The organism is Azotobacter tropicalis, assembly GCF_059739045.1.
Map to the genome: position 1 here is coordinate 1,085,701 of NZ_AP046059.1, position 23,631 is coordinate 1,109,331.

Genomic DNA, 23,631 nt, shown 5'->3' on the forward strand with positions numbered 1-23,631 from the left:
TGAGCGGAGCCGTGCGGGTTGGCCTACCGGGCACAAGGAACCCAGCCACCCTCGCGGGTGCCGCACACGACCCCGCCCATAACAGGCGCGCAGCCATGCTGCGGGCACAAAAAAACCGCTCAAAAGCGGTGGTAGTGTGCCCACCTTGTGTTTGCCGGGAGGCCAATCCCAGGTCGCTGGATTTACAACGACGGGGGAAACCTTAGAGATAAGAGCGCGGGCCGTCAATCACGGGATCGTTGGAGTAGTGGCACATTGGGCTTGCCTGAGCCTGCAGCCCATAGCTATAACGCTCCGCCAGAATCACCATGACCGTGAAACCCACGAGCTAGAGTGGGAGAGCTGGAGTGGTCCGCCCGTTTGGGTAGTTAGGCATCAGGAAGATTTATGCCAAGTAGATACATAATCGATACAAATGTTTTATTCCAGCACCCACAGATATTGTCTAGGGCTGGGAATCGGAAGCTTGTTATTCCAAGAGCCGTAATGGAGGAACTCTCCCACAGGGGTAAAGGGAGCAAATGGGCAGATATCGCTGAGCTAGTCGCATCCTCTATTCATGCAGGCGTAAAAATAGCTGGCACACCTGAAAAATTAAAAAATGATCCTATACAATTCGATAGAAATGCCCAACGTTTAAGCGGAGCGGATTTTGATATCGCCCGAATAGCTATAGCCTATGCTGAAGAGCAAGGGATTGACGCCCCTTGCGTAGTGACAAACGATAAAGCCTTGGCTTACTTCTTATCAGGTCTAAATATTAAATCCATCACTGGCGCTGAATTTATTGACACAAGCAAGAGTGATTCAATAAATAAAGAAATCGAAGAAGAAGCTGAGAAAGTTATTTCATCTCAGAAACGCTACCTCATATTCAGCTTTATTCTTGGCATATCTTCCTCCGCAGTCGGGAAACTTATTTACTCGAATATAGACCTTTTGGCATCCACAATCACCACTTGGGGAACGATGGTCGGACTACCTATTTTAGGCTTGGCGTTATTCTGGTACAGAGAAAATTTCCGCCTTTCATATGGAGCCTTCGAATTCTGCGTCGGCATAATCATGTCTTATTACGTCCTCTTCCCAGCATTTAGCTATTCCGGACTTGGAATAACCGAGGGAATTCAAATATTAGGCGGATTATATGTGATGGTTCGTGGACTAGATAATATTGGCAAAGGTGTAATGGGTACGAGGCTTGAACCCCTTTGGAAAAAGGTGTTCTAGCAAGTAGGTTAGACAACGGCGCAGCCTTGTCTACCGATGCCAACGGCGAGCAATCGCTGCGCGAGTTGCCCGCCCTACCGGACTAATTACAGGAAACACCTGATGAGCAAAGATCTATTCAATATTCCCAAACGCAGAATCGCAAAGGCTCGAAAAAATATTGCCGAGCTAGGCCAGCACATTCAGAGCTACTTTGCACAAAAACCGTTTGCTCGAGTTACAGAACCAGACGAAACGGGCGCATACCAAATCCACAAGATAAAAGTACTTCAACCTGTTCACGACGATCTCATTGATGAGGCTGTTAGTGCCGCAGAAGAGCTTCGATCTGCTCTAGATCAAGCGGTTTACGCTACCGTTGCAGCCAAGGGAATTGAAAGCCGGAGCGTCTACTTTCCAATTGCGAAATCAGAACATCACCTTGACGAAGTGATCAAGCGCGGGAGGGACATCCCACCTGAGATTTCCGATCTATGCAGGAGCTTTCGCCCCTATAAAGGAGGGCATGAACTCTTGTGGGGTCTAAGTGAGCTACGAAACGGAACTACCCACAGGCTACTTGTTCCCATCGGCACCACAATTGGCCAGGCTCACATAAAACACATGCAGTGCACGGGCTTTATGAAGGAAATGACGTTTCCGCCACGCTGGAATACAGAGAAAAGTGAACTCATTATCGCAATCATCGGACAAGACACTCACATTGAGTTCGACCTAGAACTTTCCTTCTATATTGCTTTAAACGGTGTAGAAACACTTGAAGGACGCCCCGCTCCGGAAACACTCTCGGCCATGGCAGATGATGTTGAGAAGATTGTTCTTGCGATCGAGGGAAGATGCGTCTGATGGCTCCCACGCGGGAACTGTCCTCAGCAACTATTGGCAAACAAATAAATAGGGCAACAGCATACCCTCGCCCACCAACACAAAGCTCCACCCCACCGTAGTCGGAGAATCTGAAATTGGATTTCACACCCATTATCGCCCAGGTCTGGAAAGTGGCCATCTGGCTCGTGCCGCTGATGTTCCTGCTCGGCCTTCTGAAGTCGCCCTGGGCAAAGGGGTATATCGGCGAACTCTGGGTTCGCCTGTTCGCGCACTGGCGACTGGACAAGCAGACCTATCGCCGCCTGCACAACGTGACGCTGCCGACCCCGGACGGCACGACGCAGATCGACCATGTGTTCATCTCGCGCTTCGGCGTATTCGTGCTGGAAACCAAGAACATGGGCGGCTGGATCTTCGGCGGCGAGCACCAGGCGCAGTGGACGCAGAAGTTCTACAGGAAGAGCTTCAAGTTCCAGAACCCGCTGCGGCAGAACTACAAGCACCTCAAGGCGCTGGAGGCCACGCTCGGCATTGCGCCGGAGCACCTGCACTCGGTCATCACCTTCGTCGGCGGCAGCACCTTCAAAACCGAGATGCCGGCCAACGTGACCGAGGGCGCCGGGTTCATCCGTTACATCAAGTCGTTCCGCCAGCCGGTATTCAGCGAGGCCGAGGTGGATGCGCTGCTGCGCGCCCTGCAGGAAGGCCGCCGGGCGCCGACGCTGGCCACCCACCGCGAGCACGTGCAAAACCTCAAACGCCGCCACGACCCCACCGCCGAGCGCCAATGCCCCAAGTGCGGCAGCCTGCTGGTGATTCGCACGGTGAAGTCCGGCGCGAAGGCCGGGCAGCAGTTCTGGGGCTGCTCTGGCTTTCCCAAGTGCCGGACGGTGCAGCCCCTGATGGCCGAGCGTGTAGGGTAGACACCTCGTCTGCCCTACCGGACTGATCGCCCAGCCTGCAAGTACGATACAGGGCGGCGAGCCAAGCTGGCGGGTGCCGTTCGGCTGGCTAACCTTGCTCGTTAGTAACGCGCGACGTTACCATGCCTGCCATGGCGATCAATTCATTCAAGTGCCGCGATACCGAGAGCCTGTTCGACGGTGATCGCGTGCGGCGTTTCGTGAACATCGAGGCCGTCGCCATGCGCAAGCTGGCGATGCTGAACCGCGCAGGGCGTCTGGACGATCTGCGAGTGCCGCCCGGCAACCGGCTGGAGGCGCTCAAGGGCGACCGGCTCGGGCAGTACAGCATCCGCATCAACGACCAGTGGCGGGTGTGCTTCCGCTGGTCGGATGCCGGCGCGGACGATGTTGAAATCGTGGACTACCACTGAGGAGGAAAGCATGCGCGAAGTAGCCTACCCACATCCGGGCGAGATTCTGCTCGAAGAGTTCCTCAAGCCCATGGGGATCACCCAGTACCGGCTGGCCAAGGAGATCGGCGTGCCGCAGCGGCGTATCGGCGAGATCGTCGCCGGCAAGCGCGCCGTGACGGCCGACACGGGCCTGCGCCTGGCGCGGTTCTTCGGCATGTCGGAAGACTTCTGGATCGGCCTGCAGTCGGACTACGACCGGGAGATGACCAAGGACGCGATTGCCGAGACGCTGGCGAAAATCCGCCCATGGGCCGAGACGCATCCGGCGCACGCATGAAGCTGTAGCGCGTAGGGTAGACAACGGCGCAGCCTTGTCTACCTATGCCAACGGTGGGTAATCGCTGCGCGCGTTACCCACCCTACCAGCTGGAAAACGCACTGGCCTCCGGCAAGCATTCCCCCAGCCTGGATACGCTGCGCAAGTACGCGGCGGCGCTGGGCAAGCGGGTGGAAGTGCATCTGGTCTGAGCGGGCGATTGCGACGAAACCTGCTGGATCACGCCGCCGGCGCAACGGTGATCAGGCGCAGGTTGACCTCGTAGAGCCAGTCCTCGGACGGGGCTACCGCCGTTCGAGCGGCACGGCTTCCAGCGGGGCGCCGTCCAGTCGGTTTGATCTCGCTGTCCTGCAGACAGTAACTCGTGCGCCATGTGCTATCTTTTTTTGATAGCATTTCCCCATACAGAGCAGACATCGTAAAACCCTTGAAGCCATCTTCCGCACGCCGACCAGTGCGACATTGGTCTTTTCCGATATCGAGGCGCTGGTTCTCCACCTGGGAGGGCAGGTGCTAGAGCGCGAGGGATCGCGGGTCAAGCTCGTGTTGGGAGGTGTGCAGTGGCGTTGTCACCGCCCCCATCCCGGCAAGGAGGCGAAAAGGTATCAAGTCGAAGAGGCCCGCGAGTTCTTGCGACGGGCAGGAGTCGAGCCATGAACAGCATGAGTTACAAGGGCTACGCCGCCCGCATCGAGTTTGACGAGCGAGACGATATCTTCGTCGGTCGTGTGCTGGGCGTGAGGGACATCATCAGCTTCCAGGGCGCCTCGGTTGCGGAACTGCGCACCGAGTTTCACCTGGCCGTGGACGACTACCTGGCCGACTGCGCCGAGCAGGGCATCAGCCCGGACAAGCCGGCGTCCGGCAAGATCATGCTGCGCATCCGCCCGGAGGTGCATGCCGCCGCGGCCATCGCGGCACAAGCAGCCGGCAAGAGCCTGAACCAGTGGGCAGATGAGGTATTCGAACGCGCGGCTCACTCGTAGCCATGGCTGCGGCGGCTTTACAGCCACCCGGCCCCAAGAGGATCACACCGCCGGCGGCGCAACGGTAATCAGGCGCAGGTTGACGTCGTAAAGCCAGTCGTCCGGCGGAGCGACCCGCCGTTCGAGTGGCACGGCTTCCAGCGCGGCGCCGTCGGCGCGGTTGAAGATCACGTTGAAAGTTCGGCCGTCCGGCAGGGTCAGGGCCATGACCTTGTTCGGAATGTCGCGCAGTACTTCCAGCGAGCGCACCACCGACAGCGGGGTCCAGACCCCGCCGTTGCTGCGCAGGGTGATCGGCCGGCCGTACAGCTTGACGCCCTCCTGAATCAGCAGCGCGCCGCTGACCGAGCGCTCCTGCTCCTGGGCCACGGCATCCCATTCGAACTCGTCCACCCATTCGAACTGGTCGTCGAGTTCCACCGAGTCGAGCATCATTCATAGCGTCCTCAGGCCGGCATCGGCCAGTATGTCGAGCAGTTGGGTCTGCTGGCCCGCCGGCACCTGCACGTCGACCCGCCGCCCGCGGGGGCTTTCCAGGCGGATGACGGTGGCGGGCTGGGCCTCGGTCGTGGCCGGCACCGGCGCGGCGGCCTGCTGCCGGGCCTCGGCCTGCTGGCGGTCGATCAGGCGCTGGCGGGCGGTTTCCGTCTCGATCTGCCCCAGGGTAGTGAGCGCACGGCTGAGGTCGGACACCGCCTGGCCGTTGCCGGCGGCACGGGCCTCGGCGCGCTGCGCCTCCAGCTCGCGGCGGCGGCTGGCGAAGTTGCGGGCGTCCACCGCTTCCTGATCGCCGCGCAGCTGGTCCAGCTCGCTTTGCAGGCTGTCCAGGGTGTTGCGGCTGGATTCGCCGAGCGCCTGCATCTGCTGCCGGGCGCTTTCCAGGGCACTTTCCAGACTGGAGAGGTCGGCGGCGTCGAGCAGGCCCATACCCTCCCGAGCGCGCTCGGCGCGGCGGATGAAGGATTCCAGGCTGATCGAGCCGTCCTCGTAGCCTTCCATCAGCGACTGCAGGGCGGCCTTCTGGGAGAGGAACTGCACCTGCACCCGCTTGCTGTCGAGCATGGTCTGGGTCTGCCACTTGCCGAGGGGCGACAGGCCGACGGTATTGGCGGCCTGCTCCCACTGGCTCATCGCCTCGGTCACGCGGAGCAGGGACTCGCGGGTGGACTCCAGATCGCTGGTGTCGATGGCCATATCCACGCTGGACAGGCCGCGCAGCCGGTTGAAGGCCTCCAGCGCCGCCTCGCTCATCGCCGCCAGCGGCTCGCGGGCGTTGCTCAGGGTCCTGCCGTAGAAATCGGCGAAGGCCGACATGTCGCGTTCGGAGGCCTCGCGGCCCTCGCGCTGCCGCTCCATCGCCTCGCCGCTGGCCCGGCGCTCGTCCTCCATGCGCTGGCCGCTGACCCGGCGCAGCTCCTCGTTGGTGAGGATGCTGTCTGCCAGTGCCTCGTTGTAGAGCCGCTGGGAGCGGGTCAGCTGCTCGCCGGCCTGGGTGGCGGCGCGGGTGGTTTTCTCGACTTCGCCCTTTAGCTCGCGCTGCCGCTCGCTGAGGTTCTGCAGTTCCTCGTTGTATTGCGCGGCGCTGAGCTTGCCGTCCTCGTACAGCTTGCGCAGGGCGGCGCGGATCTTGTTGACGTCGACGTCGGTCTCGGCCGAGGCGATGGCCTGTTGCACTTCGGCGAGATTTTCCAGCTCCTCGTCGAGCCCCTTGAAGGAACCGGCCGCGCCGGCGGCGCCGGCCTTGAGCTTGGTCAGCCGCTCGTTGAGCAGGCCGGTAGCCTGCTGGTACTCCTCGAGGCCGAGCTTGCCGTCCTGGTAGGCTTCGCGCAGGGCATCGCGCAGGCCTTCGAGTTGAGCGGTCGAGCTGCTGGCGTCGATCAGCTTGAGCGCTTCGGCCATGCTGCCGATGGCCGCCGTGCCCTCGGCTGCGGCGGCCACGGCGGCATCCTTGGCCTTCTTCTGGTTGGCGATCAGCTCGTCGGCGTAGGCCTGGTCGAGCATGCGCTGCTGCTCGACCTTGGACTTGACGGCGGCGGTCTGCTCGGCGGCGCTTTCGGCCACGCTCCGGCTGGCGACCTCCCAGGCGGCGGCGATGTCCTTGCCGTCCTGCTCGATCTGGGCGGCGAAACCCTCAGTCAGCCCGTCGAGCATGCCGCGAGCCTCGGCGATCTGGGTGCGCAGCTTGTCGCCGCCGAGCATGTCCGGCACGAAGTCGGCGACCTGCCCGAGGCTGCGCAGCACCAGGTCGGCGAAGCCGGTGACCGCCAGCCCGGCCAGCGACAGCCCGGAGGTGACGCCGTTGAACAGGGTGCGGAACGGCGCGACGAACAGCTGGACGCTGGTCGTGGTCTGGTCGAGTTTGGTGCCGAAGTCGTTCAGCCATTTCGTGCTGTCGTCGGACAGTTTCTTGAAGTCGGTCCCGAGCAGCTGCTTGCCGAACGCCTCGACCCGCTTGGCGCCGTCGATGAACGCCGTGCTGAGCGACTTGGCCAGCTTGTCCAGCCGGCCGTTCTTGTCCATTTCGTCGAGGGTAGCGAGCAGCACCTGCAGCCGGCCCTTGACGTAGTCGAGCGCACCGGCCCCAGCGATCTCCTCGTAGAAGGCCTTGGCTGCATCGCCCAACTGGCTGAGCTGGCCGGACAGGCGCGACATGCCGGCTTCGGCCGCGCCTTCGGCGGTCTTGCCCAGCTCGGCGACCAGCGCGGCGATCACGTCGCGGCCGAGCTTGCCCGCAGTGGCAAGTTCCTCGAGCTGGCCGGCGTTCTTGCCGGTGATTTTGGCGAGCATGTCCCAGGCCGGCACGCCGCGCTCGACCAGCTGCAGGATCTCCTCGGTCTGCAGCTTGCTCTTGGCCCAGGCCTGGCCGACGGCCATGACGATGCCTTCGAGGCGTTCCATGCCGCCGCCCAGTTGCTCGTTCTTGTCCATCAGCGACTGCAGGGTGCCGTTCATGGGATCGAGGCCGTAGGCCTTGAGCAGCATGAAGGCATTGGCGACCTCGTCGGCTGCCATGGGGGTGCGCTTGGCGAAATCGCCGATCCAGTCGACCGCCTCCTTACCGGCCTCCACCGAGCCCATCAGCGAACTCATGCGCTGCTCCAGGCCTTCGGCAGAGTCGCCGGCCTTGAGCATGTTGCCGATGCCCGTTTTGAGGGCAGCACTCAGGCTGCCGATCAGAGAGACAGCCGCATCGACTCCGACGAAGGCGCCGACAAAAGCCAGCACCTGGCGAGTCGCGCCGTCCAGCGCTTCGCGCACGGCGGCCAGACGGGAGGCGTGCTCGGCGGCGCCGCGGGCCGCCTCGGCCTCCTGCCGCTCCAGTTCGCGCAGCTGCCGGGTGTGTTGATTCAGGGCTTGCCGGCTGTCGTCCACCGCACGGGCGAGACGGCCCTGCTCGACGGCCAGGTCGTTTGTGTCGATGCCGGCAGTCCGGGCAGCCTGCTCCAGCTCGCCCAGCTGGGCGGTGGTCCGGTTCAGCTCGCGAGTGGCGCGGGCCGCCTCACGCTCGGCCTCCTGCAGGGCGACGGCCAGGCCTTCGCTCTCTGGGTCCTTGTCCAGCGCTTTGCGTAGGTTATCCGCACGCTGCTCGGCGCGTTCCAGACCGCTACGGGCCTGATCGGCAGCACGGCCGGCGGCGGCGAGACTGGCGGCCAGGCCGCGCGCCTCCTTGGCTTGGTCCAGCGCCGCGCCAAGGCGCTCGCCTTCCCGGCGCAGCGCTTCCAGAGCGTCGGCGCCCTGCTCCGCCGCGGGCGAGAGCTCGTCACGCCCGCGCAGGACGAACTGGATCAGGCGTTCCTTGATGCCAGCCATCGGGTTTTCTCCAGGCAATAAAAAACCCCGCCGGGGCGAGGTTCCAGTGTTCGGGATGCTGTCATCCGATCGGTAGTGAAGCCTTCAAGCCAAGCCGTATCGGTTCATTTTTGGTTGCGAGGCTCAGCGAAATGGGTCTTCCATTAACTCTTATTTGCTCTCGTTGACTCCCCCTGGAAGACCACGAAGAGGCGCTTGCCGGTAGCCTCCATCCAGAAGTGGCTGGCTCGCCCCCAAGGCTTGGCAGGCTTTCTGTCCGGCGGTCATCAAGTGATGGCCGACTTCCTCGGCTTGCGCCGGGCTCAGGCGAACCTCGAGCGGTCCTAACCAGAAAACGACCATATTCTCCTCGACACAGACTCGGACACTGTAGTCGGCAACCATACCGCCACTGAACAACCCAGCTGCTTGATAGTTATCCGTTCCAGTCAGCAGGTACAGCTTGTTCATGGTTCCTCTCCTCGAACTGTTTCAACGTCTCGTCACAAACCATAACGGAAGTAAGGCCTATAAGGCACGGCAATCGTTCACCTTTGCGACTATCGGTTGAATAGCTGCCGTTCGATGCAAAAAGCCGACGTTATATCGGCTTTTGCTTATGGAGCCTCCACTCGCTGGAGTAGCCTTGGCGGTTCGCTGCACCACCTACAGCTCGCGAATCGAATCCGCGCTATCCCTGGCCTCCCCCATCACGCCACCTTCTTCACCAGCTGCATCTCGCAGAATTTGGAAATGCCGGTCGCGGTGATCAGATCGTCGGCCAGCAGCTCGGCCGGTGCCTCCAGGCGCAGGTATTCGGTGCCGAACACCGGCAGTTCGCTGGCAATGCCGAACTTCACCCGGCGCGGGCGCAGGGCGAATGGCTCGCTGGACTGGGCGTCGTTGAGGCCGGCGATGAACAGTTCCAACTCGACCTGGGACTGGCGCGACAACCCGCAGAACGGCATCCCCGGCGCCCGCAAACGTCCGCTCTCCGTGCAGGAGCTGAACCTGGCCGACCGCATCCGCGCCTGCGTCTCCCTCGGCATGACCGAACGCCAGATCCGCGCCAAGACCGGCGTCAACAGCGCCACCTTGTGCAAGATCGCCAAGCGGCACCGGATCGTCCTGCCCAAAGGCAGGGAGGCGGCATGAGGCGGGACGAAAACAAGGGAGGGAAGCGCCGGTGAACACCGCATTCCTGCTGATGGCCCAGTACAACGGCCAGGCGATCATTCCTCTTGAATGGGTCTGCCGCGACTACTTCAACCTGACCGCCGATCAATTCCAGCGCAAGGCGCTGGCCGGTCAGATCACCCTGCCGATCGTGCGCATGGAGGGAGGGCAGAAAGCTGCGAAAGGGGTCCACCTGACCGACCTGGCGCAGTACATCGACGCCAGGCGCGCCGACGCCGTTCGTGAGTGCGAAACGCTAAACCGCCGCCGTGCCTGACCGCTTGCGCCGATCAACCCACTCTCCGAAGGTCACCGGCATGGCGATGACCTTCGGCAACCACTCCCAGCCAGCGTACTTGTCGCCCTGCTCGTGCAGGTGCGTGTATCGCCTCAGGGACGTCCAGTTACGGTGCCCGCTCACGCTCGCGGCTCTCGGAATATCCCAGCCCATCTCGAACAGCCGGCTGACGCCTTCGTGGCGAAGATCATGGAAATGCAAATCCTCGACGCCACAGATCTTGCAGGCCCGGCTCCACGCGCCCTGAATGGCATCCGCCGTGTACGGGAAAATCTCCGGGTAGGTGCGTGGCATGCTCTGCACGATTGCCCAGGCTTCGTCCGGCAGCGAGCACCACACGTCGTTTTCCCACTTGTCGCCAGGGTTCTTCATGTCGCGCACCAACACCCGCTGCCGTGCTTCGTCCAAGTCATCCCAGCGAATCCTGGTGATCTCTTCCTGACGCCGCGTCGAGAACAGCGCGAATACCACCACCTTGGCCATGGCTAGACTGGTGGGGCGCGACGCTTGCACCGCCACGAACTGCTGCAGCAAGGAGCCCAGCTCGCCGATCGTCGGGCGGCGATCGCGTTCGCGCGACTTGGTGTTGTAGCCAAGCTTCTTGATCACCCGCCGCGCATCGGCCATCGCACCCGCGTCAACCTCATAGCCCCAGGCCGGCCGCGCGATGGTCAGCACAGCGCCTATGTGCGACAAGTCGTTTCCAGCGGTCTGCGGCTTCACACTGCCGCCTCCCGGACTCATGCGCCACAGCGCATAGTCGACCAAGGCCTGGCTTGTGAGCTCGCACTCAAGCAGACCTCCCAGGTGGCTAGCAGCCACGGCACGCAAAGTAGCCTCCTTGGTCTTGCCGAGCGGATTGGCAGGATCGCGCTCACCGATATAGCGGTCGATCATCTCCGCCAGAGTGACCCTGCCACCGCGCTGCTCGCGCTCCAATGCGCCAGGCTCGCTCAGTTCGGTCTCCCGTCGCTTCGCCCAAGCCTCGGCCGCCTTCCGGCGACTGAAGCTCGCGCTCTCCTGATAGACTTGGACGCCATCGCGCTTGATCCTGATCTGCGCGGTGTACATCACGGAGCCGTCCTTGTTCTTCCGGGTACGGATGGTGGCCATGGTGGAAAACTCTTCAAGGTCGGTGGTAAATCTGATTTATCGGGTGGTAAATTTTACCACCGACCTTTTAGAAACACCCGAAAACACCAGAAAATGCACGTAAATGCACACTGCCGAAAGCTCGACGAAAACTAGCTCAAACCCAGCAACCACGCGCCTTGGGCCGTTCCGCCGCTTCTGCGTGGCGCCGATGATGGATTGGACTGATCGACATTGCCGCTTTTTTCTCCGACAGTTGTCACAACATGCTCTTCTTTATACCGAGATGGTCACTACTGGCGCCCTGCTGCACGGAGATAAGCAGCGCTTTCTGCGTCATGACCAAGCAGAGCATCCTCTGGCACTGCAGTTAGGCGGCAGCGTGCCTGTCGAACTGGCAGCTTGTGCAAGATTGGCCGAACAAGCCGGTTACGACGAAGTCAACCTGAATGTCGGCTGCCCGAGCGACCGCGTGCAGAATAACTTGATCGGCGCCTGCCTGATGGGCAACCCGGCACTGGTGGCCGATTGCGTAAAGGCGATGCGTGATGTCGTGGCCATTCCGGTTACGGTCAAACATCGCATCGGCATTGATGATCATGATTCTTATGCCGAACTCTGCGATTTCGTCGGCCAGGTACGTGAAGCCGGCTGTCAAAGCTTCATTGTGCATGCCCGCATCGCCATCCTCGCCGGGCTGTCACCCAAGAAGAATCGCGAGATTCCACCGCTGCGCTACGAAGTGGCCGCACAGCTCAAGCGGGACTTTCCCGATCTGGAGATCATCCTCAATGGGGGGATCAAGAGCCTCGAGGAATGCCGCCAACATCTACGGACCTTCGACGGTGTGATGCTAGGGCGTGAGGCCTACTACAATCCCCACTTGCTCGCCCAGGTCGATCAGGAATTGTTCCACAGCCCTCGCCCGCCGATCAGTCGGCACGAAGCACTGGAGCGTCTACGGCCCCATATCCAGCAACATCTACACGAAGGCGGTGCCCTGCACCATATTACTCGCCATGTGCTCGGCCTTGGCCAGGGCTTTCCCGGAGCGCGTCGCTTTCGCCAGTTGCTGTCGGTAGATATTCACAAGGCCAGCGATCCGCTGGAACCGTTCGAGCAGGCGATAGCTCTGCTCGAAGGGCGCTAAAGACTCGTGTAGGGAACATTGCCCCCTGACAAGCATCGAATCGCTGGCTGCTCCGCGACCTTCCTGAGCAGGCTAGCGACTTGCCCGTTGAGAGTGGTCCAGTGCTCGGGTAAGGTCAGGCAATCGTAAAAGGACAGAACCCCATGACATCCAAGCTGGAGCAACTCAAGCAATACACCACAGTAGTCGCCGACACCGGCGATCTGGACGCTATCGCCCACCTGAAACCGGTCGATGCCACCACAAACCCCTCCTTGCTGCTCAAGGCCGCCACCTTGCCCCGCCATGCAGGACTGCTGAAACAGGCGGTAGCAGACTGTAATAGCAACCTAGGACTAGCCTGCGACCGCTTCGCTGTTGCTGTGGGTCAGGAGATTCTCAAGGTAATTCCCGGACGCATCTCCACAGAAGTGGACGCACGCCTATCCTTTGACAGCCAGGCCACCATAAATCGAGCCGAACGCCTGATTGGACTCTATGAACAGGCCGGCATCGCTCGTCAACGCGTACTGATTAAAATTGCCGCTACCTGGGAGGGCATCCGCGCGGCCGAGCAATTGGAGCGAGCCGGCATCCATACCAATCTGACCCTCCTGTTCTCATTCGCCCAAGCTGCCGCCTGCGCCGATGCAGGGGCGTTTTTGATTTCCCCCTTCGTCGGGCGCATCTACGACTGGTACAAAAAAGCGGAGGGGCGCGACTTCGCTGGAGCGGAAGATCCCGGCGTGCAGTCGGTCACACGCATCTACAACTATTACAAGGCCAATGGCTATGAAACTGTGGTAATGGGGGCAAGCTTCCGCAATTTGGGGCAGATCGAACAACTGGCTGGTTGCGACCGCCTGACCATCAGCCCCGAACTACTGCAGCAACTGGCCGGAGAACAAGGTCTACTGGAGCGCAAACTAGCCCCGGCACTAGTGGGGAAGCTCGCCAAGCGCTGGATGAACAGGCCTTCCGCTGGGCGCTCAACGAAGATGCGATGGCTACCGAGAAACTGGCCGAAGGCATCCGCCTTTTTGCCCGCGATCAACTCAAACTAGAAGCGCTGCTAGGTGAGAAAGTCTGATATATAAGATGAAGGTAGGGGCGCTACCGGATAGCCGCCCTGCCACCCTGGGAGATCAACGCCTACTGGCGCTCAAGAGCGCTGACCAGATCGTGAAAAGCTTCCCGATTGGACTCATTGAGCCCCATCAGAATACGGTGCGCTTCCAGCACTTTGGCTTTGACCACCTCTTCCGATTGATCTTGGGAGGGTAGCTCGGAAAGACATTCCGGACAAGGAACCGGACGGTCGACAATATTGAATACTTGATCGAAGCCCATCGACTGCAATAACCGGGTGATATCCGGATGGGTTGTCACCACCGTCGGCAACATGCCAACCTTCTGCCGGGAGAGGATCGAGAGCTTGGCCAGCAACCCCAGCGTAGTGCTATCGATGCTCTGAGTCTCGGTCAGATCGATGACAATGGCGGAGAAGTTGAGGGCAGCAAAGATGCGTTCAATCGTGTCATCCAAAGCCGAGCACAGGGTCAGCCGGATCTCTCCGATGAACTTGAGAACGAAGGTGCCACTTTGCTCGGCGAACTGGATTTTCCCGATACTCATGCAAGATTCCTGTTCAACACCAGCAAGGCGATATCATCCGGCATTTCACCCAACTGGGCCAATCCCAATACCTGACGCAATCCATCCAGACTGCCACCTGCAGCTCGTACACGTTCCGGCAGTACTGCTTCCTTTTCTTTGAGCGTCTCCCCCGGCAAAAGATCCAGAACTCCGTCCGACACCAACGTCAGACTGAAAGATGCAGGCAATTGCAGCTCATAATTCTCATAGCTGGCATCCTGAAACAGGCCAACCGGTAACCCGCGCCCTTCAGGTAGGTGGCTTCGCCATTGCTGTAAAATACAGGCAAAGGCAGGTGCCCCCCCACACAATAGGTCAGACGATCGGCAGTCAGATCGATCAGCCCGCCCAGCATGGTTACATGCTTGCCCAGCTTGCAGTTGATCAGGCCACGGTTGATGTGGGCGAGTACATCGGATGGCTTGAAATCAGGGAAGGCACCATTGCGACGGAACTCATAAAGCAGGCGCGTGGTCATGAACTTGAGAAGCACGGTAACAAAAGCGGAAGAAGCTCCATGACCGGAGACATCAGCCAAGTAAAAGCCCAAGCGGCGCTCGTCAATACGAAAGTAGTCGACAAAATCCCCTGAAAGATATAATGATGGAATAATCTTGTGAGCAAAGCACAATCCATCCACTTCCCAAGGCGTTTCCGGCAGCATGTTTAACTGCACTTGGCGCCCGGCATTCTGGTCCTCCTGAAGCAGGCTCAGGCTGGCCTGCAACTCGCGGTTGGCCACCTCTAGCTTTTCCCGATAGCGGCGATTTTCCAGACGAAGGCGAGCCCGGTCCAGCGCTCGACGCACCGAATGCTCAAGCACGGCAAGATCTTCCAGCGGCTTGATCAGATAGTCGGCCGCACCGAGGCGCAGGGCTTCGACCACGTCGCTCATGACGCCAGCACCAGACATGACGATAACGGGGGTTTCGCTTTGCTGCTCACCCATTCGCCGAATCAATTCCAGGCCATCAATCTGCGGCATGCGAAGGTCGCAGATAACCAGATCGGGCTCTTCACTCTCGAAGACCTCAAGCCCATGCAGGGCATTACCCGCCTGCAGGACCTGGAAGCCGCTGTCCTCCAGATAGGCTGCAAGACTGGCACGGACGACTTTATCGTCATCGATTATCAGCAGCTTGGCACTGGAATTGTGCATGGAGTATCCGGGCTGGCTGCGCCAAGGATTGGGTCGCGTATACCCCGCCCCTTTATCAAAGCGCTAGTAGTGAGTTCGCTTCACGGCGCAGACGGTACTCCCATCGGCCCGGTGATTCAAGCATGCACTGGTAAGCATATTTGCTATCACTAGAAATACAGATTGCATAAAGACACGGCTTGCCGCACCCCACTGAACGAAATTAGGAGAACGGCAAAAGCAAAAATGCCAGCCGGAAGAGACTGGCATCGAATGAGGCCTTCCCGGTAAAGCCCTTAAAAATCGTCCTCTACCTCGCCATCCTGCACCTTGAATTCGCGGTTCTGCAGGTAGGCATTGCGTATAAATACATATTTGTCGCCCGTAATAAGCTTCTCGCCGACAACAAGGCTGCGCGAGTATCAACCACCTCACCGGCGAACAAGGCATATTGGGCAGTGGTGTCATTCATGTACACATACGGCTTCGTAAAAGCGTCCCCGACCTTCCCGCCAGTATCACGCACCGTGCTCGGCCCAAAGAAAGGCAGGACTACGTAGGGACCACTCGGAACCCCCCAAACGCCGAGGGTTTGGCCAAAGTCCTCATCGTTACGATCAAGCCCCATCTTGGTCGCCACGTCGACAACCCCCAACACACCAATGGTACTGTTGATCAGCAATCTGCTGCTATCGACACCTGCATCATGGAACTTAGCCTGCAGCAGGTCGTTGGCCAAGTTGCCGACATCGCCAATGTTGCGATAGGCGTTATGCACGCCATCCTCGACGAACTGCGGGGCGACCGCCTGATACCCTTGGGCAACAGGCTTCAGGAAATAGGTATCCAACGTATCGTTGAAACGAAATATCGCCCGATTGAACTCCTCCCAAGGATCCTCTTCAGCGGCAACCACTGTCATTACAGGCAACAGGGCCAGTCCGGCACAGACTAGCGAACGGCCCAATCGTTTGGTCCGGTCGGCGGCAATCACACGCATTGCAGGTACCTCCTCCACGAAGAATTATTCAATAGTGGCCGAGTATATAGCCTGCTATGCACCTAGGCAGCAGCAGAATCTCAGTTACTAAAACCAAAGTCATAGTCGGCCACAGGTTTTTGTAATCAGGCTAGCGCTGAATCAACGCCGGTCATCTATATGTCACACATCGTTATTATCGTGGCCACGCTGAAGCCAGCCCCGCGCATTCGGATTTTCTGGCTGCCGATAGGACATCGGCTCAGCACAAGGACTCTCGGCCTTGTAGCAGCTCAGCCAGGATGCGGGGGAAACGGCGCACCCAGCCGCACACGAAAGCCTTGGCACACACCACTGGACAACTCCGTGTCGGCAAAGGACAGAAAAGCCAAAACCCTTCCCCCTTTTGATCAGGATCAAGCAGGCACTTCCTGCCTGAACTATTCTTTGCAAAGAAATTTCACAACCGGGGGATTTGCCATGCCCGAAAATCTGCAGCGACACTTACAAGAACTGCGTGATCAACTGGCACAGAATCCACTGATGAGCACCGAAGAACGCACTAGATTGGCCTCCCTGATTCAGGATCTCGAGTTGCAGTTGGCTCGCGATGCAAGCAGCGCGCCAGACGATAGCTTGGTGGACGGCATCAACCTAGCCGTGGAACGCTTTGAGACCGAGCATCCAACACTCGCCGTAACCCTACGCAACATCTTGCAAAGCTTGGCCAGCATGGGCATCTGATCCCACGCACCACCTCTAAAACACGCCTCCCCGTGTGTGCCTGATCGTGCCCGAAAGTCTCATGCCTATCTTTCAGCGCATGATTGTAACCATTGCAGCTAAAGCATAAGCTCCTGCCCCCATAACAAGCATAAGCTCCAGCAGTAGCAGCAAGGAAGGCTCCCCATGAAATACGTAAGTAGTTGCCAAGACGGACTGCCCACCTCCTCGTACTCAGTGCGCCAATACTACTCGCGCATGCTGGCCTATATTTCCGCCGCCGCAAGCATCGCCGCTGGCACCTATGTACACTATTTCAGTTATGACATTCTCTGGCTAGTGCCCTACGCCCTGCTCTACCCTCCGTTTGCCTATTACCTCAGCCAAAGCTATCGTCTGGACTATCCGCAACAGACCAGCCAAGTCTTGCTGTTCATCGATGCAATACATGTCGGGCTGGGAACAGTGCTCCTGGGCTTTTCGATCGTCCCCAGTCTGATGCTTTTGCTGACCTTATGTTTCAGCGCATTGATGACAGGCGGTACACGCAATCTGACACTTGCTGTACTCGTAGCCTTAAGCACAACGCTATTGAGCAACATGCTGCTCACCCCCTCCTATCGAGGCGCCACACCTGATCTGGTCTCCTTGGTAAGCATTGCCTTCAGCATGTTGTACGTCTGCATCACCGCCTGCTTTGTCCACCGCCAGAGCCAGAGGCTGATTCAGATGCGTGGTGAAATCAAGCGAGAACAGGAAAAATCTGCCCAGCTGGCCAGCAGCTTGGCTAAATATTTGTCTCCTCAAGTCTGGGAGTCGATCTTCACCGGCCGAAAAAGTGTGCGCTTGGAAACCCAGCGTAAGAAGCTCACCGTGTTCTTTTCTGATATCAAAGGCTTTACAGAGCTATCCGAAGAGCTCGAGGCCGAAGCGCTAACTGACCTACTCAACACCTATCTGAACGAGATGTCGAAAATTGCCTTGAAATATGGCGGGACTATCGACAAATTTGTTGGTGACTCTGTCATGGTGTTTTTTGGTGACCCTACCACTGAAGGCGCTAAAAATGACGCAGTTGCCGCAGTCTCCATGGCCATTGCCATGCGCAAGCACATGAAGGTGCTACGCCAACAATGGCGCGCCCAAGGCATCACTAAGCCGCTGGAAATTCGCATGGGCATCAATACCGGCTACTGCACGGTCGGCAATTTCGGTGCCGATACACGGATGGACTACACCATCATTGGTCGCGAGGTAAATCTTGCTAGTCGCCTGGAAAGCGCGTCTGAGGCCGGAGAGATTCTTATCTCCCATGAAACCTATTCTTTGGTAAAGGACGTGATCATGTGCCGCGATAAAGGCCAAATTACAGTCAAAGGCTTCAGCCGGCCTGTGCAAATCTATCAAATCGTCGACTTCCGGCGCGACCTCGGAGCGGTATCCAGCTTCATCGAGCACGAAATGCCAGGCTTCTCCATGTATCTGGATACCAACGACATCCAGAATTTCGACAAGGAACGAGTCATCCTGGCATTGCGCCAAGCTGCCGAAAAACTCCGGGACAAGGTAACTGTCTAGTCACGTCACGCGACGATACAAGTCAGCGGACTTGCCTCTGCCAAAAATGGCTAAGGAAGGCCAACAGAGCAAATAGGCCTAGCTAGCTCATGGCATAACACAGCAATTACTCCCTCCCCAGCACCGTCAAGGAAACTCCAAGCGAATCAAGCGCTTCAGTCAGCGAAAACACCCTCCCATTTAGCTGCTTAAAGTGCATCGAAATTCGCATTGAAATCTGGCCCATCAAAAGCACTATCACTCTGCAGCCACCTAATCGGCCAAGAAATCTGCTCGAAATCCAGCGTGCTCTTGCATCCGGGCGCATGGCTCACCATCCACCAGCACTTGATGAGCCAAAAACTCGATTGCCGAGACTCGCCATGACTGTCGACCCGCCAGTTCGGCACAATGCGCACGGTCTAGCACCAACGCATCCAGACAGGCTTTGCCTAGATCCTCGTCGAGCACACCGCTCAAACCCGCCACTACCACGTCCAACGGTCCCGGCACTGGAAATGCTGCCACCGGAGTACCACAAGCCAATGCCTCCAACATCACCAGACCATAGGTATCGGTACGCGAGGGGAATACCAGCACGCTGGCCTCGGTATAAGCCGCAGCCAGTTCCCGACCATGGCGATAGCCGAGAAAAAGAGCGTCGGGATAACGTGCTTCCAGTTCTACGCGCTGCGGCCCGTCGCCAACCACCCGCTTTTCACCCGGCAAGTCGAGCGCCAAAAATGCCTCCAGATTCTTCTCCGGAGCAATGCGCCCGACATACAAAAAAATTGGCCATTTCGGTGCGGACCGCCCCGGCTGCGGAAAGAACAGACGCGTGTCCACTCCCTTGCGCCAGATGACCAGACGCGGCAGACGCCAATACCCGAACTCCTCGCGCAGACGCGTGGTGCTCACCAGTACCGCATGGCTTGGTCGGTGGAAAGCACGCAGCAGAGCATAGCCCCAGCTCAGCGGTAACCATGGCCAGCGGGTATGGACATACTCCGGAAAACGGGTGTGAATAGCTGTGGAAAACGCCATCTTACGCTTAATGAGCCAGTGCCGGGCAGCCCACCCAAGAGGCCCTTCGGTGGCCAGGTGCACACAATCCGGCCGAAATGTGCGAATTGCCGGTCCCACCCTCCAGAAATCCCAAACCAGTGAAATTTCTGGATAGGTCGGACAGGGCCGAGAGCGAAAGTCGCCGGGCGAAAGCAAACGCACCTCATGGCCGAGTTCACGCAATTCGTCGATCAAAGACTGCAAACTGGTGACTACCCCATTGACCTGCGGCAGCCAGGCATCGCTGACAATCAGAATTCTCATGCAGCCGTCTCGACCGCACTTGCCAATTCGTCCTCCTGGTGCAGCGGGAGCGTTTGCTCCTCGGCCAGACGATAAAGCTCAATGGTACCGTCCCAATGCTCGATCAGAGCCGTACAAGACTCCACCCAATCGCCGCAATTAAGATATTCCACCTCTCCCATGCGGCGGATCTCCGCATGATGAATATGACCGCAGACCACACCACTGAAGCCACGACGCTGACACTCATGCGCGATGGCCTCCTCGAAATCGCTGATGAAGTTCACCGCCGTCTTCACTTTGTGTTTGAGAAAAGCCGACAGCGACCAGTAGCCGTAGCCCCAGCGCTCGCGCCAGTGGTTGAGCCAGCGGTTGAGAATCAGGGTAACGCCGTAGGCGGAGTCGCCGAGGAAGGCCAGCCACCTGTGGCAGCGGGTGACCACGTCGAACTGGTCACCATGAACCACCAGCAGCCGACGGCCATCGGCCGTGACGTGCTCGGCCTCGTCGACCAAATGAATATTGCCCAGCACCAGTGCCGAATAGCGACGCAGAAACTCATCATGGTTGCCGGTGACATAGATCACCGTTGTGCCTCGCTTGCTCATGGTCAGCAGGCGCCGAATGACATTGGTATGCGTCTGTGGCCAGTAGATACCACTGCGCAATCGCCAACCGTCGATGATGTCGCCTACCAGATAAAGGGTATCGGCGTGATAGCGCTTGAGAAAACACGCCAGATGTTCGGCCTTGCAATCCCGCGTTCCCAGATGCACATCGGAAATCCAGAGCGTACGGACAGATTGCTTGTCGATCGGCTGAAAGAAGTGGGCGCTGCTCATCGGCGATCTCCGGCAGGGTTTCACCGATCTTCCGCAGCGAGGATGAAGGCACCGTGACGATGCCGGGTCGATTCAGTGACAATCTATCCAGACGCCACCGCACCAATCAGGGACGGTCGTTGTGGCCGAGATTGCGGTCCGGCGCAATCAGATCGCGCACGCGCTGCTTGAGCACCTTGGCTTCGGGAAAGCCGCCATCGGCCTTGCGCTCCCAGACCTGCACGCCATCACAGGTGATGCGAAATACCCCGCCGCGGCCAGGCTCCAAGCTGACCTTGGCGAGTTCCTCGCCGAAGGTACTGAGCAGTTCCTGAGCCAGCCAGGCGGCACGCAGCAGCCATTGACACTGGGTGCAATAGGTAATGAGGATTTCGGGCTTGGCCGTAGCCATGACGTCTCCGGGAAACTGTGACAGGCTAGCTATCATGATAGCGCTGCAACATGGGCACATACCCTCGTCGGTCTGGGCCTTGCTGGAGCCAGCACCCAGAGCCTCAACGCTTTTCCAGATTGGCGAGAATTCGCGCATGCACCTGCTGACAGAGGCGCAATTCTTCCGGATCGATCCCGGCAAAAAGCTCTTGGCGCAACTCAGAGGAAATAGCCTCGATCTTCTCGATCAGCGGCACTGCCACCGGGTTCAGCACGATCCGCTTGGCCCGCCGATCTTCGGCCACCGCCTGACGACTGACCAGCCCCTGCGCCTCCAGGGTATCCAGCAGCCGGGCTAGGGTCGGCCCCTCGACCGCCACGCTCTCGGCCAGCTCGCGCTGCGTTGGCCACTTGCCGACACGGGCTTCGAAACGTGCCAGATGCAGCAGCACCAGCCAGCGCGCCTGCGATAGGCCCATTCCGGACAGCCGGCGGTCCAGTTCGGCACGCCAGGCACGCGACAACTGGGCAAGTTGCATCGCAAAACGATGCTGATTCAAGTAGGACATGAAAAAAAGCTCGCACTAGTACTTGGACTAATTATTAGTGAGCTAACCGTAACCGCAAGCCGAACAATATGCCACGCGACTTTTAGTCAGAAGATGTAAACAAGCATATCCAATGCGAGTCGTCGGTCAGAGGTCGAATTCGGCCTGCAGGGCCGCACGCACACAATGCAGTACCTCCTGCGGCACTCGCCCAGCGAACTGCTCGGTAAGCGCCGCGACCGGCGGCAACTCGCCATCACCATCGAGAAAGGCATCGTGAATTTCGCCCAGCAATTCCTCGGGCAGATCCAGCGCCTGCTCGAGGGTGAGCTGACGACGGCCGATGGCCTCTGCCAGCAGGCTATAAACGTTCTTTTCGGTACAGTCCAGCTGACGGGCGATCTGCGCCGGCGTCATGCCGGCCCGAGCCAAGCTGGCCAACTCGTGGCGCAGGTCGGTCGCCGGCTTTGGCGCCTCGCCGAGGCTCTTGTTGAGTACCCCGAGGAAAGCCTCGCCATAACGCTCCAGCTTGCGCGCGCCGACGCCACTGACCCGTGCCATCTCGGACAGCGAGCGCGGCCGGCTGCGCAGCATTTCCAGCAGCGTTGCATCGGGGAAGATCACATAGGGCGGAACCGAGTGCTCCTCTGCCAGCTTGCGGCGCAGCGTGCGAAGCGCCTCCCACTGCTCGCGCTCGTCGTGACGGACCAGCTGGCTGGCGGCGCTGGCCGCAGGCTTCGGTGCCTGCGGCTTAAGATCGCGGCGCAGTTCCAGACTCACCTCGCCACGCAGCAACGCCCGGCAACTCTGGTTCAGGCGCAGGCCGCCGTAGCCGTCCAGATCCACATCGGCCAGGCCGCGAGCAACCAACTGGCGGAACAGCGTGCGCCACTCTCCCTCGCTGTGCGCCCTGCCGACACCGAATACCGACAGGTGCTGATGACCCAGACCGCGCACCTTGTCGTTGTCGCGGCCGAGCAGGATGTCAACCAGGTGGCCGATGCCATAGCGCTGGCCGCTGCGGTAGATGGTCGACAGTGCCTGACGGGCAGCCTCGGTGGCATCCCAGGTCTGCACGCCGTCGACGCAGTTGTCGCAGTGGCCGCAGGGCTTGGCCAGCTCCTCGTCGAAATAGGCCAGCAGCGCCTGGCGACGGCAGCGGGTTTCCTCGCATAGCGCCAGCATGGCATCGAGCTTGTGCTGTTCGATGCGCTTGTGCCGCTCGTCGCCCTCGGAGTTATTGAGCATCTGCTTGAGGAAGATCACGTCCTGCAGACCGTAGGCCATCCAGGCGTCCGCCGGCAGGCCGTCGCGCCCGGCCCGGCCGGTTTCCTGATAGTAGGCCTCCAGCGATTTGGGCAGGTCGAGGTGGGCGACGAAGCGCACGTTGGGCTTGTCGATGCCCATGCCGAAGGCGATGGTCGCCACCATGATCAGCCCCTCCTCGTTGAGGAAGCGTTTCTGGTGGAGGGCGCGCAGCTCGTTGGACAGTCCGGCGTGGTACGGCAGCGCCGGAAAACCCTGCTCGGAGAGGAAGGCCGCGGTTTCCTCGACTTTCTTGCGCGACATGCAGTAGACGATCCCGGCATCGCCACGACGCTCGGCGAGAAAGCCGAGCAGCTGCTTGCGCGGCTGATCCTTGGCGACGATGCGATAGAAGATGTTCGGCCGGTCGAAACTGGAGAGAAAGCGCTCGGCGTTTTCCAGGTGCAAGCGCTGGACGATTTCCTCGCGGGTACGCTTATCCGCCGTGGCGGTCAGGGCGATGCGCGGCACCTGCGGGAACAGCTCGGCGAGCTGGCCCAGCTGCAGGTATTCGGGACGAAAATCGTGTCCCCACTGGGACACGCAATGCGCCTCGTCGATGGCGAACAGGCCGACCGGCAGGCGCTGCAGGAAGACCAGCATGCGCGGCTGCACCAGACGCTCCGGAGCCAGATAGAGCAATTTGATCTCACCCAGACGGATCCGCTCGGCGATCTCGCGCTGCTCGTCGGCGCTCAGCGTGGAATTCAGCGCTACCGCCGGTACGCCCAGCTCGTCGAGGGTGGCGACCTGATCTTCCATCAGCGCGATCAGGGGCGAAACCACCACTGCCAGCCCCTCGCGCAGCAATGCCGGTACCTGGTAGCAGAGCGACTTGCCGCCGCCGGTCGGCATCAGCACAAGGGCATCGCCACCACGGGCGACGCGCTCGATGATCGCCGCCTGATTGCCACGGAACGCATCGTAGCCAAAGACGTCCTTGAGAATGCGCTGGGCCTGTTCGAGCATGGATACTCCAAGCGGAGCAACGAGGCCGGATGGCCTGTCGGGTTGAATCGA

The 23,631-nt window shown here is 59.7% G+C and carries 24 protein-coding genes and 3 pseudogenes; 14 read left to right on the forward strand and 13 right to left on the reverse strand.

Annotated features, from left to right (window positions below; genetic code table 11):
• Positions 1-387: 387 nt before the first annotated feature.
• The 8 genes from Atro_RS04955 to Atro_RS04990 all read left to right on the forward strand — a co-directional run bounded on the left by Atro_RS04955 (position 388) and on the right by Atro_RS04990 (position 4,699).
• On the forward strand, positions 388-1,230 hold the full coding sequence (locus tag Atro_RS04955) for a PIN domain-containing protein (RefSeq protein WP_497926684.1): 843 nt from the start codon (positions 388-390) through the stop codon (positions 1,228-1,230).
• A gap of 102 nt (positions 1,231-1,332) precedes the next feature.
• Positions 1,333-2,076, forward strand: a complete 744-nt coding sequence (locus tag Atro_RS04960; RefSeq protein WP_497926685.1) for a hypothetical protein — start codon at positions 1,333-1,335, stop codon at positions 2,074-2,076.
• A gap of 116 nt (positions 2,077-2,192) precedes the next feature.
• Positions 2,193-2,981, forward strand: coding sequence for a nuclease-related domain-containing protein (locus Atro_RS04965; RefSeq protein ID WP_497926686.1), 789 nt, complete (start codon positions 2,193-2,195; stop codon positions 2,979-2,981).
• A 131-nt stretch (positions 2,982-3,112) separates the two neighbouring features.
• A complete protein-coding gene (locus Atro_RS04970) occupies positions 3,113-3,394 on the forward strand; it encodes a type II toxin-antitoxin system RelE/ParE family toxin (protein ID WP_090620123.1) in 282 nt (93 codons plus the stop codon).
• A gap of 10 nt (positions 3,395-3,404) precedes the next feature.
• Positions 3,405-3,713: a HigA family addiction module antitoxin gene (locus Atro_RS04975; protein WP_090620111.1), complete on the forward strand. Its 309-nt coding sequence runs from the start codon at positions 3,405-3,407 to the stop codon at positions 3,711-3,713.
• A 44-nt stretch (positions 3,714-3,757) separates the two neighbouring features.
• A complete protein-coding gene (locus Atro_RS04980; RefSeq protein ID WP_497926687.1) occupies positions 3,758-3,904 on the forward strand; it encodes a hypothetical protein in 147 nt (48 codons plus the stop codon).
• Between the two features lie 271 nt (positions 3,905-4,175).
• A complete protein-coding gene (locus Atro_RS04985; RefSeq protein WP_497926688.1) occupies positions 4,176-4,370 on the forward strand; it encodes a type II toxin-antitoxin system HicA family toxin in 195 nt (64 codons plus the stop codon).
• On the forward strand, positions 4,367-4,699 hold the full coding sequence (locus Atro_RS04990; RefSeq protein ID WP_131339381.1) for a type II toxin-antitoxin system HicB family antitoxin: 333 nt from the start codon (positions 4,367-4,369) through the stop codon (positions 4,697-4,699). Before Atro_RS04985 ends, Atro_RS04990 begins: the two co-directional genes overlap by 4 nt.
• Positions 4,700-4,741: 42 nt before the next feature.
• On the opposite strand, the gene Atro_RS04995 is transcribed toward Atro_RS04990, so the two are convergent.
• From Atro_RS04995 to Atro_RS05010, 4 genes are all read right to left on the reverse strand, one after another.
• A complete protein-coding gene (locus Atro_RS04995; protein ID WP_497926689.1) occupies positions 4,742-5,134 on the reverse strand; it encodes a hypothetical protein in 393 nt (130 codons plus the stop codon).
• The gene (locus Atro_RS05000) at positions 5,135-8,509 is read right to left on the reverse strand and encodes a tape measure protein (protein ID WP_497926690.1); all 3,375 of its coding nucleotides are present in this window, start codon (positions 8,507-8,509) and stop codon (positions 5,135-5,137) included.
• Positions 8,510-8,659: 150 nt separating this feature from the next.
• Positions 8,660-8,959: a hypothetical protein gene (locus tag Atro_RS05005; protein WP_497926691.1), complete on the reverse strand. Its 300-nt coding sequence runs from the start codon at positions 8,957-8,959 to the stop codon at positions 8,660-8,662.
• 239 nt (positions 8,960-9,198) lie between these two features.
• The gene (locus tag Atro_RS05010) at positions 9,199-9,417 is read right to left on the reverse strand and encodes a hypothetical protein (RefSeq protein ID WP_497926692.1); all 219 of its coding nucleotides are present in this window, start codon (positions 9,415-9,417) and stop codon (positions 9,199-9,201) included.
• On the opposite strand from Atro_RS05010, the gene Atro_RS05015 reads away from it, so the two are divergent.
• Both Atro_RS05015 and Atro_RS05020 read left to right on the forward strand, forming a co-directional pair.
• Positions 9,404-9,643, forward strand: coding sequence for a hypothetical protein (locus tag Atro_RS05015; RefSeq protein ID WP_497926693.1), 240 nt, complete (start codon positions 9,404-9,406; stop codon positions 9,641-9,643). The genes Atro_RS05010 and Atro_RS05015 overlap by 14 nt on opposite strands.
• A 31-nt stretch (positions 9,644-9,674) precedes the next feature.
• Positions 9,675-9,941 carry a pyocin activator PrtN family protein gene (locus Atro_RS05020; RefSeq protein ID WP_131297841.1) on the forward strand — a complete coding sequence of 89 codons (267 nt, stop codon included), beginning with the start codon at positions 9,675-9,677 and terminating at the stop codon, positions 9,939-9,941.
• On the opposite strand, the gene Atro_RS05025 is transcribed toward Atro_RS05020, so the two are convergent.
• Positions 9,921-11,075: a tyrosine-type recombinase/integrase gene (locus tag Atro_RS05025; RefSeq protein ID WP_497926694.1), complete on the reverse strand. Its 1,155-nt coding sequence runs from the start codon at positions 11,073-11,075 to the stop codon at positions 9,921-9,923. The two genes, Atro_RS05020 and Atro_RS05025, sit on opposite strands and share 21 nt — an antisense overlap.
• A 103-nt stretch (positions 11,076-11,178) precedes the next feature.
• On the opposite strand from Atro_RS05025, the gene dusA reads away from it, so the two are divergent.
• Positions 11,179-12,204 (forward strand): tRNA dihydrouridine(20/20a) synthase DusA, encoded by a 1,026-nt coding sequence (gene dusA, locus Atro_RS05030; protein ID WP_497926695.1) that lies wholly within the window; start codon positions 11,179-11,181, stop codon positions 12,202-12,204.
• 143 nt (positions 12,205-12,347) lie between these two features.
• A pseudogene (tal, locus tag Atro_RS05035) lies at positions 12,348-13,273 on the forward strand (transaldolase).
• A 62-nt stretch (positions 13,274-13,335) separates the two neighbouring features.
• Here the strand turns inward: tal and rssC are convergent.
• The 3 genes and pseudogenes from rssC to Atro_RS05050 all read right to left on the reverse strand — a co-directional run bounded on the left by rssC (position 13,336) and on the right by Atro_RS05050 (position 15,977).
• Positions 13,336-13,818: an anti-sigma factor antagonist RssC gene (gene rssC, locus Atro_RS05040; RefSeq protein ID WP_497926696.1), complete on the reverse strand. Its 483-nt coding sequence runs from the start codon at positions 13,816-13,818 to the stop codon at positions 13,336-13,338.
• A pseudogene (gene rssB / locus Atro_RS05045) lies at positions 13,815-14,998 on the reverse strand (two-component system response regulator RssB). The gene rssC and the pseudogene rssB overlap by 4 nt, the downstream one beginning before the upstream one ends.
• 275 nt (positions 14,999-15,273) lie before the next feature.
• Positions 15,274-15,977 (reverse strand): annotated as a pseudogene (locus tag Atro_RS05050) (MlaA family lipoprotein).
• Positions 15,978-16,436: 459 nt separating this feature from the next.
• Between Atro_RS05050 and Atro_RS05055 the strand changes: the two are divergent.
• Entirely contained in the window at positions 16,437-16,700 is a 264-nt protein-coding gene (locus Atro_RS05055) for a DUF4404 family protein (RefSeq protein ID WP_497927612.1), read from the forward strand.
• Positions 16,701-16,865: 165 nt separating this feature from the next.
• Positions 16,866-18,257: an adenylate/guanylate cyclase domain-containing protein gene (locus Atro_RS05060; RefSeq protein WP_497926697.1), complete on the forward strand. Its 1,392-nt coding sequence runs from the start codon at positions 16,866-16,868 to the stop codon at positions 18,255-18,257.
• A 252-nt stretch (positions 18,258-18,509) separates the two neighbouring features.
• On the opposite strand, the gene Atro_RS05065 is transcribed toward Atro_RS05060, so the two are convergent.
• The 5 genes from Atro_RS05065 to recQ form a co-directional block, all read right to left on the reverse strand.
• Complete coding sequence (locus Atro_RS05065; protein ID WP_497926698.1) at positions 18,510-19,565, reverse strand: glycosyltransferase family 4 protein; 1,056 nt, start codon at positions 19,563-19,565, stop codon at positions 18,510-18,512.
• Complete coding sequence (locus Atro_RS05070; protein WP_497926699.1) at positions 19,562-20,386, reverse strand: UDP-2,3-diacylglucosamine diphosphatase; 825 nt, start codon at positions 20,384-20,386, stop codon at positions 19,562-19,564. The genes Atro_RS05065 and Atro_RS05070 overlap by 4 nt, the downstream gene beginning before the upstream one ends.
• A 106-nt stretch (positions 20,387-20,492) precedes the next feature.
• Positions 20,493-20,777, reverse strand: coding sequence for an Rdx family protein (locus tag Atro_RS05075; protein ID WP_497926700.1), 285 nt, complete (start codon positions 20,775-20,777; stop codon positions 20,493-20,495).
• A 103-nt stretch (positions 20,778-20,880) separates the two neighbouring features.
• The gene (locus tag Atro_RS05080) at positions 20,881-21,327 is read right to left on the reverse strand and encodes a MarR family transcriptional regulator (RefSeq protein ID WP_497926701.1); all 447 of its coding nucleotides are present in this window, start codon (positions 21,325-21,327) and stop codon (positions 20,881-20,883) included.
• A gap of 126 nt (positions 21,328-21,453) precedes the next feature.
• On the reverse strand, positions 21,454-23,580 hold the full coding sequence (gene recQ / locus Atro_RS05085) for a DNA helicase RecQ (RefSeq protein WP_497926702.1): 2,127 nt from the start codon (positions 23,578-23,580) through the stop codon (positions 21,454-21,456).
• Between the last annotated feature and the right edge of the window lie 51 nt (positions 23,581-23,631).

Excerpts from the sequence above, each read along its gene's own strand:
- Atro_RS05000 (WP_497926690.1), bottom strand. The coding sequence starts at position 8,509 with ATGGCTGGCATCAAGGAACGCCTGATCCAGTTCGTCCTGCGCGGGCGT.
- Atro_RS05025 (WP_497926694.1), bottom strand. The coding sequence starts at position 11,075 with ATGGCCACCATCCGTACCCGGAAGAACAAGGACGGCTCCGTGATGTAC.
- Atro_RS04960 (WP_497926685.1), top strand. The coding sequence starts at position 1,333 with ATGAGCAAAGATCTATTCAATATTCCCAAACGCAGAATCGCAAAGGCT.
- Atro_RS05005 (WP_497926691.1), bottom strand. The coding sequence starts at position 8,959 with ATGAACAAGCTGTACCTGCTGACTGGAACGGATAACTATCAAGCAGCT.
- Atro_RS04955 (WP_497926684.1), top strand. The coding sequence starts at position 388 with ATGCCAAGTAGATACATAATCGATACAAATGTTTTATTCCAGCACCCA.
- Atro_RS05055 (WP_497927612.1), top strand. The coding sequence starts at position 16,437 with ATGCCCGAAAATCTGCAGCGACACTTACAAGAACTGCGTGATCAACTG.
- Atro_RS04990 (WP_131339381.1), top strand. The coding sequence starts at position 4,367 with ATGAACAGCATGAGTTACAAGGGCTACGCCGCCCGCATCGAGTTTGAC.
- rssC (WP_497926696.1), bottom strand. The coding sequence starts at position 13,818 with ATGAGTATCGGGAAAATCCAGTTCGCCGAGCAAAGTGGCACCTTCGTT.
- Atro_RS05070 (WP_497926699.1), bottom strand. The coding sequence starts at position 20,386 with ATGAGCAGCGCCCACTTCTTTCAGCCGATCGACAAGCAATCTGTCCGT.
- Atro_RS04975 (WP_090620111.1), top strand. The coding sequence starts at position 3,405 with ATGCGCGAAGTAGCCTACCCACATCCGGGCGAGATTCTGCTCGAAGAG.
- Atro_RS05015 (WP_497926693.1), top strand. The coding sequence starts at position 9,404 with ATGAACAGTTCCAACTCGACCTGGGACTGGCGCGACAACCCGCAGAAC.
- Atro_RS05065 (WP_497926698.1), bottom strand. The coding sequence starts at position 19,565 with ATGAGAATTCTGATTGTCAGCGATGCCTGGCTGCCGCAGGTCAATGGG.
- dusA (WP_497926695.1), top strand. The coding sequence starts at position 11,179 with ATGCACACTGCCGAAAGCTCGACGAAAACTAGCTCAAACCCAGCAACC.
- Atro_RS05075 (WP_497926700.1), bottom strand. The coding sequence starts at position 20,777 with ATGGCTACGGCCAAGCCCGAAATCCTCATTACCTATTGCACCCAGTGT.
- Atro_RS04980 (WP_497926687.1), top strand. The coding sequence starts at position 3,758 with ATGCCAACGGTGGGTAATCGCTGCGCGCGTTACCCACCCTACCAGCTG.
- Atro_RS04970 (WP_090620123.1), top strand. The coding sequence starts at position 3,113 with ATGGCGATCAATTCATTCAAGTGCCGCGATACCGAGAGCCTGTTCGAC.
- Atro_RS04995 (WP_497926689.1), bottom strand. The coding sequence starts at position 5,134 with ATGATGCTCGACTCGGTGGAACTCGACGACCAGTTCGAATGGGTGGAC.
- recQ (WP_497926702.1), bottom strand. The coding sequence starts at position 23,580 with ATGCTCGAACAGGCCCAGCGCATTCTCAAGGACGTCTTTGGCTACGAT.
- Atro_RS05060 (WP_497926697.1), top strand. The coding sequence starts at position 16,866 with ATGAAATACGTAAGTAGTTGCCAAGACGGACTGCCCACCTCCTCGTAC.
- Atro_RS05080 (WP_497926701.1), bottom strand. The coding sequence starts at position 21,327 with ATGTCCTACTTGAATCAGCATCGTTTTGCGATGCAACTTGCCCAGTTG.